Consider the following 14480-nt stretch of genomic DNA (forward strand, 5'->3'; position numbering starts at 1 on the left):
AGTCGGCCGCATGACTTGGCCGGGGCGCCGTCGCTGCGCTACCATCCGACTCCCCAACGCACTCCAGCCAGGATGACGCGATGAACCGAGTGTTGTACCCGGGTACTTTCGACCCCATTACCAAAGGCCATGGCGATCTGGTCGAGCGCGCTTCGCGGCTATTCGACCACGTGATCATCGCGGTGGCGGCCAGCCCCAAGAAAAACCCTTTGTTCCCCCTGGAACAACGGGTTGAGCTCGCCCGTGAGGTCACCAAGCACCTGCCCAATGTCGAAGTCATCGGCTTCTCTTCCCTGTTGGCGCATTTCGCCAAGGAACAGGGCGCCAACGTCTTCCTGCGTGGCCTGCGTGCGGTGTCCGACTTCGAGTACGAGTTCCAGCTGGCGAACATGAACCGGCAACTGGCCCCCGATGTCGAGAGCCTGTTCCTGACGCCGTCGGAGCGTTATTCGTTCATTTCCTCGACCCTGGTCCGGGAGATTGCTGCGCTGGGCGGTGATATCAGCAAGTTCGTCCACCCGGTGGTGGCCGACGCACTGACTGAACGCTTCAAGAAGCAAGCCTGACGCCTGATTGTCGCGCCCGCGTGCACTGCGGGCGCGAATGCGGCACAATTGTGCCCATTGCGTTGAACATGCCCGGGCTGTGAGCCCCGGCCGGAGTCCCCATGTCCCTGATCATCACCGACGATTGCATCAATTGCGACGTCTGCGAACCCGAGTGCCCGAACGAGGCTATCTCCCAAGGCGAAGAGATCTACGTGATCGACCCTAACCTGTGCACCCAGTGCGTAGGCCATTACGACGAGCCGCAGTGCCAGCAGGTGTGCCCGGTCGACTGCATCCCGCTGGATGAAGCGCACCCGGAAACCGAAGAACAGCTGATGGCCAAGTATCGCCGGATCACTGGCAAGGGCTGATCACTGCCCTTCGCTGCACGCTCCCTGTGGGAGCGGGCATGCCCGCGAACACCGGCGCAGCCGGTGCCATTCATCGCGTCGCCTGCTTCGCGGGCTTGCCCGCTCCCACAGTTACCGCGCCAACGTTCAGGTTTTGCTTCAACAGGTTTGCAGCGAACGTTTTATCGTTGGCAGCGCGGGCAGTACACGCTCGCCCTCTGCCCCAGCTTCACTTCGCGCAACTCAGTGCCGCATACCTTGCACGGCTGCCCGCCACGCCCGTACACAAACAGTTCCTGCTGGAAGTACCCTGGCTGCCCATCGCCACCGATGAAGTCACGCAAGGTGGTACCACCCTGCTCGATCGCCGCCGCCAGCACCCGTTTGATCTCGATCGCCAGTTTCAAGTAGCGCGCCCGGGAAATCCCGCCCGCCTCCCGGCGTGGGTCGATACCGGCGGCAAACAGCGCCTCGGTGGCGTAGATGTTGCCCACCCCTACCACCACCGCGTTGTCCATGATGAACGGCTTGACCGCCATCGACCGCCCGCGGGACAGCTGGAACAGCCGTTCACCATCGAACAGGTCGGTCAGCGGCTCAGGCCCCAGGCGCAGCAGTAGCTCATGGTTCAGAGGATCCAGGCTCCACAGCATGGCACCAAAGCGGCGTGGGTCGGTGTAGCGCAGCATCAGCCCGGACTCCAGCTCGATGTCGACATGCTCATGCTTGGCCGCCGGCAAGCCCAGCTCGACCAGCCGCAGGTTGCCCGACATGCCCAAATGGCTGATCAGCGTCCCCACTTCGGCATTGATCAACAGGTACTTGGCGCGTCGCTCCACGCTGACGATGCGCTGCCCTGACAGGCGCACATCAAGGTCTTCCGGAATCGGCCAGCGCAGGCGTCGGTCGCGTACCACTACACGGCTGACGCGCTGGCCTTCCAGGTGTGGCGCAATACCGCGCCGGGTGGTTTCTACTTCTGGCAATTCCGGCATGTGTCAGTGTCCGCCCAACTCGCGAATATTCTGCTTGAGGTTTTCGAAATCGTATTCCGACAAGCCAATGTAATCGAGCACCAAAGGGCCGACCGCATTCCATTCGTGGTCCACCGACTGGTTGCCCAGCACCCGGTAGGACGCGCAGATATGCTCGGCCATCTTCAGCACCGCCAGCAGGTTTTTCAGCTGGCTCTGGGTATTGCGCGAGGTATCGTCGCGGAACACGGCCAAGGCATTGTGGTGGTTGGCGATGGCCGCAGTGAGGTGCTCGGGCAAGCGCCAGGATTTGGCTGTGAAGTAGCCGACCACTGAATGGTTGGTGTTGAACGTGCGGTTTTCGGTATCGACCACGCGTGTTTCTTCGTCGGCCTTGGCGTATGCCTCTTCCAGCACGTCCATGTAATCGGGGAAGCGCTTGAGCATCAACGGCACGCCACAGTCATGGAAGAGGCCAAGGGTATAGGCCTCGTCCGCCGCCTGTATGCCGGTACGCTTGGCCAGTGTCAGGCAGGTCATCGCGACGTCCTGGGCGGTATCCCAGAAGCGGTTGAGGGTAACGATGGTCTCGTCACTCATCTCGCCCTTGATCGACTGGGCGTTGATCAGGTTGATGATCGAACGGCTCCCCAGCAGGTTCACCGCACGCTGGATCGAACCGATCTTGTTCGACAAGCCGAAGTGCGGAGAGTTGACCAGCTTGAGCAAGGCACCAGAGAGGCCCGGGTCCTGGGAAATCAGCTTGGCGATGGTTTCCAGGTCTGGGTCAGGCATGTACTGCTCGAACTGCAGATCGACCATGATCTGCGGTTGAGGCGGGATGGTGATGCCTTGCAAGGCTTGCTGGATCTGTTCGGCGCTGAGTTCTTGGGACATACGTGCACACTCGTTTAGGACGCGGCATTTTAACCCTCTAAGCGCTCCCAGTTACCACACCTCTAAAGGCGAAAGCACAGCAGACACGCTATAATCCCGCTCTTTTTCCCGGAGCGACGTCATGTCCCTGCCCAGCCTTCGCCTCAAAGCCAATGCCGACCGCCGCCTGCGCGCCGGCCACCTGTGGGTCTACAGCAACGAAGTCGATGTCAGCGCGACCCCTTTGCAAGGCTTCCAGGCGGGTCAGCAGGCCATTCTCGAGGCAGCCAACGGCAAGCCGCTGGGCATCGTCGCACTGAGCCCGAACAACCTGATCTGCGCCCGCCTGCTGTCACGCGACATCAAGCTGCCGCTGGACAAGTCGCTGCTGGTACACCGCCTGAACGTCGCCCTGTCGCTGCGCGAGCGCCTGTTCGACCAGCCGTGCTACCGCCTGGTCTACGGTGACTCCGACCTGCTCCCTGGCCTGGTGGTCGACCGCTTCTTCGATATCCTCGTGGTGCAGCTGGCCTCGGCCACCATGGAAGCGCACAAGGATGATGTGATCGCCGCACTGGTGCAGGTGCTCAAGCCCAGCGGCATCCTGTTCAAGAACGATTCGGCCGCGCGCGACGCCGAAGGCCTGCAGCGCTATGTCGAGACCGTCTACGGCGAAGTGCCGGACTGGGTGCCGCTGGAAGAGAACGGCGTCAAGTTCGAAGCCCCGGTGCGCGAAGGCCAGAAGACGGGCTGGTTCTACGACCACCGCATGAACCGCGCCCGCCTGGCACCGTACGTGAAGGGCAAGCGTGTACTCGACCTGTTCAGCTACATCGGTGGCTGGGGCGTGCAGGCCGGTGCCTTCGGCGCCAGCGAAGTGTTTTGCGTCGATGCCTCGGGCTTTGCCCTGGACGGCGTGGAGCGTAACGCTGCACTGAACGGCATCAGCGAGAAGCTGACCTGCATCGAAGGCGACGTGTTCGAAGCCCTGCGCGAGCTCAAGGCGGCCGAAGAACGCTTCGACGTGATCATTGCCGACCCACCTGCCTTCATCAAGCGCAAGAAGGACCTGAAAAACGGCGAAGCGGCCTACCGCCGCCTGAACGAACAGGCCATGCGCATGTTGAACAAAGACGGCATCCTCGTCAGCGCCTCGTGCTCGATGCACCTGCCCGAGGACGACCTGAACAACATCCTGCTGACCAGTGCCCGCCACCTGGACCGCAACATGCAGCTGCTTGAGCGAGGCGGTCAGGGCCCGGATCACCCGGTACACCCGGCCATCGCCGAAACCCGCTACATCAAAAGCATCACCTGCCGGTTACTGCCAAACAGCTGATATCTGCCAAAAAGGGCCGCCCAGCGGCCCTTTCCTGCCGCAATCCCCCCGCCAACCATCCACATCTGCATTCCCTCACCGCGCCAGCGGTGTAGAATCGGCCTATTCATCGCCAGTCATCCCCGGCGGGTTTATGAGCTCTGGTCAAGCACGCGGCGATCCCGCGCAGTCTTGGCCCCATCCGTGCCAGTGGCAACCGGCCTGCGGCGCAAAGGACAAGAGAAGCTCACTCCCCTATTTGTGACCTGATTAAGCCGCCAGGAGTGTTTCATGCCTGATTATCGTTCCAAGACTTCCACCCAAGGCCGCAACATGGCCGGCGCCCGTGCCCTGTGGCGCGCCACCGGGATGAAGGACGAAGACTTCAAGAAACCGATCATCGCCATCGCCAACTCGTTCACCCAGTTCGTCCCGGGCCATGTGCACCTGAAGGACCTGGGCCAGCTGGTGGCCCGCGAAATCGAACGCGCCGGTGGCGTGGCCAAGGAATTCAACACCATCGCGGTCGATGACGGCATCGCCATGGGCCACGACGGCATGCTGTACTCGCTGCCAAGCCGCGAAATCATTGCCGACGCCGTGGAATACATGGTCAATGCGCACTGCGCCGACGCTATCGTCTGTATCTCCAACTGCGACAAGATCACCCCCGGCATGCTGATGGCCGCCCTGCGCCTGAACATCCCGGTGATCTTCGTTTCCGGCGGCCCGATGGAAGCCGGCAAGACCAAGCTGGCCAGCCACGGCCTGGACCTGGTCGATGCCATGGTCATCGCGGCCGACTCCACGGCCTCCGACGAGAAAGTCGCCGAATACGAGCGCAGCGCCTGCCCGACCTGCGGTTCGTGCTCCGGCATGTTCACCGCCAACTCGATGAACTGCCTGACCGAAGCCCTGGGCCTGGCCCTGCCGGGCAACGGTTCGACCCTGGCCACCCACTCCGACCGCGAGCAGCTGTTCCTCACGGCCGGCCGCACCATCGTCGAGCTATGCAAGCGCTACTACGGCGAGAATGACGAGTCGGTACTGCCTCGCAGCATCGCCAACTTCAAAGCGTTCGAAAACGCCATGATGCTGGACATCGCCATGGGCGGTTCGACCAACACCATCCTGCACCTGCTGGCCGCAGCACAGGAAGGCGAAGTGGCGTTCGACCTGCGCGACATCGACCGCCTGTCACGCAAAGTGCCGCAGCTGTGCAAAGTGGCGCCGAACATCCAGAAGTACCACATGGAAGACGTCCACCGCGCCGGCGGCATCTTCAGCATCCTCGGTTCGCTGGCCCGTGGCGGCCTGCTGCACACCGACCTGCCGACCGTGCACAGCCGCAGCATGGAAGAAGCCATCGCCAAATGGGACATCACCCAGACCGATGACGAAGCCGTGCACACCTTCTTCAAGGCTGGCCCTGCCGGTATCCCGACCCAGACCGCATTCAGCCAGTCGACCCGTTGGGAAACCCTCGACGACGACCGTGAAAACGGCTGTATCCGCAGCTTTGAACACGCCTACTCGCAAGAGGGCGGCCTGGCCGTGCTGTACGGCAACATCGCACTGGATGGCTGCGTGGTCAAAACCGCCGGTGTCGACGAATCGATCCACGTGTTCGAGGGCACCGCGAAGATCTTCGAAAGCCAGGACAGCGCCGTGCGCGGCATCCTCGCCGACGAGGTGAAAGCCGGCGACATCGTGATCATCCGCTACGAAGGCCCGAAAGGCGGCCCGGGCATGCAAGAAATGCTCTACCCGACCTCGTACCTCAAGTCCAAAGGCCTGGGCAAGGCCTGCGCCCTGCTCACCGACGGTCGCTTCTCGGGCGGTACCTCGGGCCTGTCGATCGGCCACGCCTCGCCAGAGGCCGCGGCGGGCGGCGCCATAGGCCTGGTGCGCGACGGCGACAAGGTACTGATCGACATCCCTAACCGCTCGATCAACCTGCTGGTCAGCGATGAAGAGCTGGCGGAACGCCGTGTCGAGCAGGACAAGAAGGGCTGGAAGCCAGCCGAGGTCCGTCCACGCAAGGTGACCACGGCGCTCAAGGCCTATGCCCTGCTGGCCACCAGTGCCGACAAGGGTGCGGTGCGTAACAAGGCAATGCTCGAAGGGCTGTAAGGGCTTTTCTGGCATTGGCACAACCGGCGTCTCGTACGCCGGTTTTTTTTGCCTGTGGATAAAGGCCGGATCAAAGCTCTCCCTTCGCGACACATTGGCGTAATTGCGCCAGCAGCAGGGCAGCCGAGCGCTTCGGTGTCGCCGCCGACGTCAGCACGAACTGCGCTTGAGGCAAGGCTGGCAACGTCGACACCTCCACCAGGCCGGCAGCCAGAGCAGACGATCGCGTGACAGGCGTTACCCCAAGCCCGCCACTTACGGCGGTCATCAGCCCGCCGACACTTGGGCTCTGGCAAACGATGCGCCATTGCCGCCCGGCGCGTACCAAGGCCTCGATAGCTGCGGCCCGATAAGGGCATTGATCAGAAAATACCGCCAAGGGCACAGGCGTGGTGACCTCATCGCTGCCCAGCGCAATCGGCCCTCTCGCCCACACCAATGGCTCGGACCAAAGCACCTCGCCCCGTTCTTCATCGCTGCAGCGGCTGCCCAATACGATATCCAGCCCACCCGAGTGGACGAGCGAGAGCAACTCCCCAGTCAGGCCGACGGTCAGGGACACCTCTGCATCGGGATGTGCCACCGAAAAACGACGCATGCAGTCGATGATCGGGGCTTTCACCATTTCCTCGCTCAACCCCACGTACACCGTGCCTGACACCCGCCGCCCTGCTCCAAGGCTTGCGCGGGCATCATCGTGCAACGCCAGGATGGTGCGGGCATAGCCTGCCAACCGAGCGCCTGCGGGTGTCAGGCTGACCGAACGGGTCGTACGCTCCAGCAATTTTTGTCCAGCTTCGCGTTCAAGCCGCCGAATATGAGCGCTGATCGCCGACTGCGTAAGGTGCAGCCTGTGCGCAGCGCGGGTGAAACCACCGGTGTCGGCAACGGCAATCAAGCTCCGCAAAAGCACAGTATCGAACACAGACTCATCACCTATCTCACTCAATCTCCCGAGCATACGTCATTTCTATAATGAATCGCCCTGAATCAGACTGTGCGCCGAACGCCTGGGCGGTGAAGCGTCAGGCAAGGCTCATCAACACTACCTGGGAGAAGCCCCGTGGTTGAACGTATCTTGTATGTCTGCGCCTCACCCAGAGGAGAGCGGTCCGTTTCCGCTCAGATTACCGACGCATTCCTGGCGGCATTGGCCGAGCGCAAAGCGGTGGAAATCGACCACCTGAATCCTTGGGAATGCGACCTGCCTGAAGTAGATGGCGCCTTGCTCGCGGCGAAGTACGCAGGGCTTGGCGATGCCCCGCTGTCAACCGCACAGGCCGCTGCATGGGATCGGATCAAGACCCTCGCTCAACGGTTCCACCGGGCGGATACCTTGGTGTTCAGCGTACCGCTGTGGAATTTCGGCATTCCGTACAAGCTCAAGCACCTGATCGACGCAATTTCGCACAAAGACGTGCTGTTCACCTTCGATGAACACGGGTTGAACGGCATGCTTGGCGGGCGTCGAGCGGTTGCCATCTACACCCGTGGTTTGGGGTACGGGCCCACCTCACAGACACCCGACCAGTTTTTTGGCCTGGAAAAAACCTTCATCGACACATGGTTTCGCTTCGTTGGGATTAACCAGGCGCACAGTGTAGTGGTCGAACAGACCCTAGGCCCTGAGGGCGCCAGGATCCGTGAACGTGCCATTGAACAAGTGACCCTGTTGGCGCAAAACATTGACCAGAAAGCCGCCCAGCCCCTCATTGTGGGCCGCGATGGTTGATATTCCCGTTACTGAATCTGCTCCGGCGTGACAATCACCCAGTTCTTGTCCGCCGTCACCGGCAACCCTTCCTTGGCCTGCGCCGCCGCATTTTTGGCAATCATCCCGTTGAGCTGGTCCATGTACTTGGCCTTGCGGTTTATCCACAGGTGGATACCGCCTTTGCCCACATCCACCCCGTGGAACTGCATGTAGCCATCGCTGGTCGGCGTGTCGCCGCCCACCAGCACCGGTTTCTTCCATTCGTCGATGTAGGTAAGGATCGCCGCCTGCTTGCCCGCCATCCAGGTGGCCGGGGTCCACAGGTAAGGGGTCAGCTCCAGGCCCTCGTTAGCCTTGGCATCGTAGTGCCCGGCGCTGATCTGCTTGCGCGCAGTGGTCAGCTGTCCGCTGGCGCGGTCCTTGAGCAGCAGGCTCACGCCAATCACGTTCTGGGGCTTCACGTTGTAACCATACTTGGGGTCCGAGGCGACCATGCGTACCAGCTCTTCGGAGGCCGCCGAAATCACATAGACGTCGATGCCGTTCTCCATCAGCTTGTTGTACAGCTCGGCCTGGCCCTTGAAGACCTTGGGCGGCTGAACCTCGATGGCCTTGACCTGGTCGCCTTCGTAATAGGTGCTGGGGATCGGCTTGGTCGAAGCCATCAGCTCATCCACCTGCACCTTCAGCTCCTGCAAGGTAAAGCCGGAGAACACCTGGGCTACCCACGGGTAGCAGACCATGTCATCGATCTCACACAGCCGGTAGTAGTAACTGAACAGGCTTTCCTTGTGCTCGGCAGTGTCCTTGAACGGCATCAGCTTCAACGAAGGGTCGAGCTTGTCGCGGCTTAGCAGGCCCTTGTTTTCCATGAACGGAAGCAAGGCTTCTTCCAGGTCATAGCGGTAACTGGTGTTGTCCATGTCGAACACCGCGTAGTTACCCTTGTTGGCATTGGCGGCGATCATGCTGTCGAGCTGTTTGGCCGCGTCAGCAGGCCAGTGTTTGAGCTCCGTGGCGAAGGTTTCGATACTGAACAGCAGGGACAGGCCAATGGCGGCGGCTTTCGCAGCGACTTTCATGTACGAATCTCCTGAAATGACCCAGAAACGCTAGTGCAACAATTCCTACTGCAAGCCCCCGATAACGACCTCCAGGCAGCCGAAAACGCCTTGTTCATTGCAATCTGCGACATCCCGTTATTCCATAAACGACTATGTAAATTCCATTTGGGTATAAATTCGTTTGTTTTCAGGCTGTTAGCATTTCCGTTCGCAATCGCTCACAGAGGCGATGCCACTTATGCTTTTTTCTGCTGGAGCTTCAATGAACCTGCCGCTGTCACTCAACCTGCTGGCGTTCCTGGCCCTGTTGCTGGGTCTGGCACAAACCCGCCGCACCGACTGGAGCCTGGCCAAGAAGGTACTGCTTGGCCTGGTGCTGGGCGTGGTCTTCGGCCTTGTGCTGCACACGATCTATGGCGCTGGCCACCCCGTGCTCAAGGCAACCATCGCCTGGCTCGATCTGGTCGGCAACGGCTATGTCGGCCTGCTGCAGATGATCGTCATGCCGCTGATCTTCGCCTCGATTCTCAGTGCCGTGGCACGTTTGCACACTGCCTCTTCGCTGGGCCGCATCAGCGTGCTGAGCATTGGCACCCTGCTGCTGACCACGGCCATTGCCGCCCTGATCGGCATTGTGTTGACCAACCTGTTCGGCCTCAGCGCCGAGGGCCTGGTGGCCGGCGTCCAGGAAAGCGCACGCATGCAGGTTATCCACAGTGACTACGCGGGCAAGGTTGCCGACCTCAACATCCCGCAACTGCTGCTGTCGTTCATCCCCAGCAACCCGGTAGGCGACCTGGCGCGGGCCAAGCCGACCTCAATCATCAGCGTGGTGATCTTTGCGGTGTTCCTCGGTCTGGCCGCGCTGCAGCTGATCAAGGACGACGCCGAGAAGGGCGAGCGCGCCCTGTCCGCCATCGATACCCTGCAGGCCTGGGTGATGCGCCTGGTGCGGGTCGTGATGAAGCTGACCCCCTATGGCGTGCTGGCGTTGATGACAAAAGTAGTGGCCAGCTCCAACACGGAGGACATCCTCAAGCTGGGCAGCTTCGTGGTGGTGTCGTACCTGGGCCTGGGGTTGATGTTCGTGGTGCATGGCATCATCCTCGCCGCCACCGGTGTGAGCCCGCTGCGCTTCTTCCGCAAGGTGTGGCCGGTGCTGACCTTCGCCTTCACCAGCCGTTCCAGCGCCGCCAGCATTCCGCTGAACATCGAGGCACAAACCCGACGTCTGGGCGTGCCGCAATCGATCGCCAGCTTCAGCGCATCGTTCGGCACCACCATTGGCCAGAACGGCTGCGCCGGGCTCTATCCTGCCATGCTGGCGGTGATGGTCGCGCCAGCGGTAGGCATCGACACCTTCGACCCGCTGTGGATCGCCACCCTGGTGGCCATCGTCACGCTGAGCTCTGCAGGGGTTGCCGGCGTGGGCGGCGGTGCCACCTTTGCCGCGCTGATCGTGCTGCCAGCCATGGGCTTGCCGGTGGAACTGGTGGCGTTGCTGATTTCGGTGGAGCCGCTGATCGACATGGGCCGTACGGCGTTGAACGTGAACGGTTCGATGACGGCGGGCGTTGTCACCAGCCAGCTGTTGAAAGAGACTGACAAGGAAGTGCTGGCCGGTGATGAACATGCCGAGCTGAGCCACACCTGACAGATCGCCGGGGCGCATTGCGCCCCTTTCGCGACAAGGCCGCTCGTGTCTTGCTCAAAACCTAAACCCCCTGCGGTCCCGTGTAGGAGCGGGTTCACCCGCGAAGGGCTGCAAAGCAGCCCCAACAATCTCTGCCCCCCTGCGGCCCCCGTAGGAGCGGGTTCACCCGCGAAGGGCTGCAGAGCAGCCCCCAACAATCTCAACCCTTATCCCAAACCTCGAAGTGATACACCGGCTTACCTTCCTCAGCCTGTACCTCGCTAGAAGTCAGCCTCCACTGCCCTTCATCAAACGCCGGGAACCACGCATCCCCCTCTGGCGCCAACTCAACCCGCGTCAGGTACATGCGACTGACCAGCCCCTTCTCCAGCGCCTGCCCATACAGCTGCGCGCCACCAATCAGCATCAGCTCACCGACGCCCTGCCCGCGCGCCCACTGCTCGGCCCGCACCAACGCCTCTTCAAGCGAGGCGAACACCTCGGCACCCGCCAGTTCAAGCCCCGGCTGGCGGCTGACCACGATGTTCAGCCGCCCAGGCAGCGGCCGCCCCAGCGAGTCCCAGGTCTTGCGCCCCATGATGATCGGCTTGCCCAGGGTGGTGGCCTTGAAGTATTTGAAGTCCCCCGGCAAATGCCAGGGCATGGAGTTGTCGATGCCGATCACGCGGTTCTCGGCATAAGCCGCGATCAGGCTGAGGGGGAGTGATGTATTCATGCCGGCGAGGATAGCACCGGGCGTGTGGGTTATGCTTCTGCCTTGACCTGTGCAATGGAAGACCTTGTGACTGCACCCACGCCACTGGACAAGCGCTGGCTCACCGAAGCGGTACGCCTGCGCGAAGAACATGCCGGCCCGCTGGAAGACCAGGAAGCGAACCGCCACGCCCGCCAGCTAGGTGGCGACCTGGCCACGCGCATCGAAACACGTGCGCTGTTCCTGGCCGAGCGCGATGACATGACCGGCGCCCTGCGCCATTGGAAGCAGGGCGCGCGTCTGGCGCTGCTCGCCCTGCTGCTGCTGGCCGTGCTCAGTGGCGCAGGCCTGGGGCTGGCCGCCCTCGGTGACGGGCAGCGCCCGGTGAATGTGTTCTGGGCGCTGGGCAGCCTGCTCGGGCTGAACCTGCTGATGCTGCTGGGCTGGGCCATGGGTTTTGCCCTGAGCGGCGAGCATGGCGCAGGGTTGGGCCGCTTGTGGCTATGGCTAAGCGAACGCTTTGCCCGCGATGCCAAGGCCGCGCACCTGGCGCCAGCGCTGCTGGTGCTGCTGCAACGTCAACGCCTCAACCGGTGGCTGCTCGGCCTGTTGGTACACGGTCTGTGGCTGCTGGCGATGTTCACCGCGCTGGGCATGCTGCTGGCCTTGCTGGCGACCCGACGCTATGGCTTTGTCTGGGAAACCACCTTGCTCGCCGCCGAGCCGTTCATTCACCTGACCCAAGCACTGGGCGCCCTGCCCTCGTTGCTAGGCTTCGCCGTGCCCGACGAAGCCATGATCCGCGCCAGCGGCGACAGCCTGCCGGCCCTGGACATGGCACGCCAGGCCTGGGCCAGCTGGCTGCTCGGCGTGGTACTGGTATACGGCCTGCTGCCCCGCCTGCTGCTGGCCGGGCTATGCCTGTGGCGCTGGCGCCAGGGCCGTGAACGCCTGACGCTGGACCTGGGCCTGCCCGGCTACGCGCAACTGCGCGAGGCACTGATGCCGCGCAGCGAGCGCATCGGCGTGCAGGATGCTGCCCCGCAAGCCTTGCCACAGTTTGCCGCCGGGCAGCTGGAAAGCGGCAGCAGCGGTGCCCTGCTGGTCGGCCTGGAGCTGGACGACCAGCGCCCCTGGCCACCCGCCCTGCCCAAAAGCGTGACCGATGCCGGCGTACTCGACAGCCGCGAATCACGCAACCGGCTGTTGGAGCAGCTCAGCCGCTTCCCGCCGGCACGCCTGGCCATCGCCTGCGACCCACGCCGTTCGCCTGACCGCGGCAGCCTGGCGCTGCTCGCCGAACTGGCGCGCAATGCCGGCGCAACCCGTATCTGGCTGCTGCAGGCTGCACCGGGCCAGCCCCTCGATGCCGAGCGCCTGGGCGATTGGCACGAAGCTCTTGACCGCCTTGGCCTGCAACATGCCGACACCTCACCGCTGACCTGGCTGGAGCATGGCCATGACTGAGCCACTGAAACTGGCCGTGGTCGGCCATACCAATGTTGGCAAAACCTCGCTACTGCGCACCCTGACCCGCGACGTCGGTTTTGGCGAAGTGTCCCACCGCCCCAGCACCACCCGCCATGTGGAAGGTGCGCGGCTGTCTGTGGACGGTGAACCCTTGCTGGAGCTGTACGACACGCCCGGCCTGGAAGATGCCATCGCCCTGCTCGACTACCTTGAACGTCTGGAACGCCCGGGCGAGCGCCTGGACGGCCCGGCCCGCCTGGAGCGCTTTCTGCAGGGCAGCGAAGCGCGCCAACGCTTCGAACAGGAGGCCAAGGTATTGCGCCAACTGCTGGCCAGTAATGCCGGGCTGTATGTGATCGATGCGCGCGAGCCGGTGCTTGCCAAGTACCGCGACGAACTGGAAGTACTGGCCAACTGCGGCAAGCCGTTGCTGCCGGTGCTCAACTTCGTCGCCAGCAGCCAGCACCGCGAGCCTGAATGGCGTGAAGCCCTTGCCCGGCTTGGGCTTCACGCATTGGTGCGGTTCGACAGCGTGGCCCCGCCAGAGGATGGCGAGCGCCGTTTGTACGAAAGCCTGGCGCTGCTGCTGGAAAACGCCCGCCCGGCGCTGCAACGGCTGATCGACGACCAGCAGGCACAGCGTTTGGCACGCCGGCACAGCGGCAAGCGCCTGATTGCCGAGCTGCTGCTCGATTGCGCTGCATGCCGGCGCAGTGTCGAGGCCGAACCAGCGGCAGAAGCTCGGGCCATTGAGGCGCTGCGCCAGGACATACGCCAACGAGAACAACGCTGCGTCGAAGCCCTGCTCAAGCTGTATGCCTTCCGCCGTGAGGACGCCCACGCCAGCGACCTGCCATTGCTGGACGGCCGCTGGGGCGATGATTTGTTCAATCCAGAGACGTTGAAACTGTTGGGCGTGCGCCTGGGCAGCGGCGTGGCGGCGGGGGCGGCAGCGGGGGCCGGGGTCGATTTGCTGGTTGGTGGCCTTACCCTCGGCGCGGCGGCGCTGGCCGGGGCGATTGCCGGCGGTGCGCTGCAGACGGCGCGCAACTATGGCTCACGGTTGATGGGCAAGCTCAAGGGCAAGCGCGAGCTGACCGTGGACGACACGGTATTGCGTCTGCTGGCCTTGCGTCAGCAGCAGTTGATGGTGGCGCTGGATAACCGCGGGCATGCGGCGCAGGACAGCATCAGGCTGGGTGAGCTGGATGAAAAGGCCTGGCGCGAGGGCAAGTTGCCGGAGGCGCTGGTCAAGGCGCGGGCGCACCCGCAATGGTCCACCCTGAATCCCGGGGCGAAGCTGAATCAGGCTGAGCGGCAGGAACAGCTGGAGGCGCTGGTTTCACAGATTTGAGCCAGCAGGCCCGGCCCTTTCGCGGGTGAACCCGCTCCTACAACGGCCTGTGCCCCCCCCGATGTGTGTCCACCACCGTGGTAGGAACGGGTTTACCCGCGAATACGGTGGCGGCGGCAACGGTGAACGGCTGGTGGAGATTGGCCAGCAGGGCCGGCCTCTTCGCGGGTAAACCCGCTCCTACACGGCGGCCTGTGTCCAGCCCCCGATGTGTGTCCACCACCAATCTGTGTAGGAGCGGGTTTACCCGCGAATACGGTGGCGGCGGCAACGGTGAACGGCGGGTGGAGATTGGCCAGCAGGACCGGCCCTTTCGCGGGTGAACCCGCTC

General features: G+C 63.0%; 13 protein-coding genes. 8 read left to right on the forward strand and 5 right to left on the reverse strand.

The features are described 5' to 3' along the window. The first annotated feature begins 80 nt into the window (after positions 1 to 80). Together coaD and FQ668_RS24970 are read left to right on the forward strand one after the other, a co-directional pair. Positions 81 to 566, forward strand: a complete 486-nt coding sequence (coaD, locus tag FQ668_RS24965; RefSeq protein WP_010955660.1) for a pantetheine-phosphate adenylyltransferase — start codon at positions 81 to 83, stop codon at positions 564 to 566. Positions 567 to 667: 101 nt separating this feature from the next. Beyond that, positions 668 to 919: a YfhL family 4Fe-4S dicluster ferredoxin gene (locus FQ668_RS24970; RefSeq protein ID WP_003249063.1), complete on the forward strand. Its 252-nt coding sequence runs from the start codon at positions 668 to 670 to the stop codon at positions 917 to 919. 161 nt (positions 920 to 1080) lie between these two features. Here the strand turns inward: FQ668_RS24970 and mutM are convergent, their stop codons facing one another. Continuing rightward, on the reverse strand, positions 1081 to 1893 hold the full coding sequence (mutM, locus tag FQ668_RS24980) for a bifunctional DNA-formamidopyrimidine glycosylase/DNA-(apurinic or apyrimidinic site) lyase (protein WP_010955661.1): 813 nt from the start codon (positions 1891 to 1893) through the stop codon (positions 1081 to 1083). 3 nt (positions 1894 to 1896) lie between these two features. Further along, positions 1897 to 2715 carry an HDOD domain-containing protein gene (locus tag FQ668_RS24985; protein ID WP_178095734.1) on the reverse strand — a complete coding sequence of 273 codons (819 nt, stop codon included), beginning with the start codon at positions 2713 to 2715 and terminating at the stop codon, positions 1897 to 1899. A 175-nt stretch (positions 2716 to 2890) separates the two neighbouring features. Between FQ668_RS24985 and FQ668_RS24990 the strand changes: the two genes are divergently transcribed. Next, entirely contained in the window at positions 2891 to 4087 is a 1197-nt protein-coding gene (locus FQ668_RS24990) for a class I SAM-dependent rRNA methyltransferase (protein WP_004575470.1), read from the forward strand. Positions 4088 to 4357: 270 nt separating this feature from the next. After that, positions 4358 to 6199: a dihydroxy-acid dehydratase gene (gene ilvD / locus FQ668_RS24995; RefSeq protein WP_003249056.1), complete on the forward strand. Its 1842-nt coding sequence runs from the start codon at positions 4358 to 4360 to the stop codon at positions 6197 to 6199. Positions 6200 to 6269: 70 nt separating this feature from the next. Here ilvD and FQ668_RS25000 read toward each other — a convergent pair whose 3' ends face one another. Then, positions 6270 to 7160, reverse strand: coding sequence for a LysR family transcriptional regulator (locus FQ668_RS25000; RefSeq protein WP_019436573.1), 891 nt, complete (start codon positions 7158 to 7160; stop codon positions 6270 to 6272). A 102-nt stretch (positions 7161 to 7262) separates the two neighbouring features. On the opposite strand from FQ668_RS25000, the gene FQ668_RS25005 reads away from it, so the two are divergent. Beyond that, positions 7263 to 7931: an FMN-dependent NADH-azoreductase gene (locus FQ668_RS25005; protein ID WP_144180714.1), complete on the forward strand. Its 669-nt coding sequence runs from the start codon at positions 7263 to 7265 to the stop codon at positions 7929 to 7931. Between the two features lie 8 nt (positions 7932 to 7939). Here FQ668_RS25005 and FQ668_RS25010 read toward each other — a convergent pair whose 3' ends face one another. Next, on the reverse strand, positions 7940 to 8995 hold the full coding sequence (locus FQ668_RS25010) for a phosphorylcholine phosphatase (RefSeq protein ID WP_014592742.1): 1056 nt from the start codon (positions 8993 to 8995) through the stop codon (positions 7940 to 7942). 244 nt (positions 8996 to 9239) lie between these two features. On the opposite strand from FQ668_RS25010, the gene FQ668_RS25015 reads away from it, so the two are divergent. Beyond that, entirely contained in the window at positions 9240 to 10631 is a 1392-nt protein-coding gene (locus FQ668_RS25015) for an L-cystine transporter (protein WP_014592743.1), read from the forward strand. 199 nt (positions 10632 to 10830) lie between these two features. On the opposite strand, the gene FQ668_RS25020 is transcribed toward FQ668_RS25015, so the two are convergent. Next, a complete protein-coding gene (locus FQ668_RS25020; protein ID WP_019436571.1) occupies positions 10831 to 11346 on the reverse strand; it encodes a dihydrofolate reductase in 516 nt (171 codons plus the stop codon). Between the two features lie 54 nt (positions 11347 to 11400). Between FQ668_RS25020 and FQ668_RS25025 the strand changes: the two genes are divergently transcribed. After that, complete coding sequence (locus FQ668_RS25025; RefSeq protein ID WP_019436570.1) at positions 11401 to 12792, forward strand: DUF2868 domain-containing protein; 1392 nt, start codon at positions 11401 to 11403, stop codon at positions 12790 to 12792. Continuing rightward, positions 12785 to 14149, forward strand: coding sequence for a GTPase/DUF3482 domain-containing protein (locus FQ668_RS25030; protein WP_014592746.1), 1365 nt, complete (start codon positions 12785 to 12787; stop codon positions 14147 to 14149). Before FQ668_RS25025 ends, FQ668_RS25030 begins: the two co-directional genes overlap by 8 nt. Positions 14150 to 14480 lie beyond the last annotated feature (331 nt).

Origin of the sequence: Pseudomonas sp. Kh14, assembly GCF_900291005.1 — a bacterium.
GTDB lineage: Bacteria > Pseudomonadota > Gammaproteobacteria > Pseudomonadales > Pseudomonadaceae > Aquipseudomonas > Aquipseudomonas alloputida.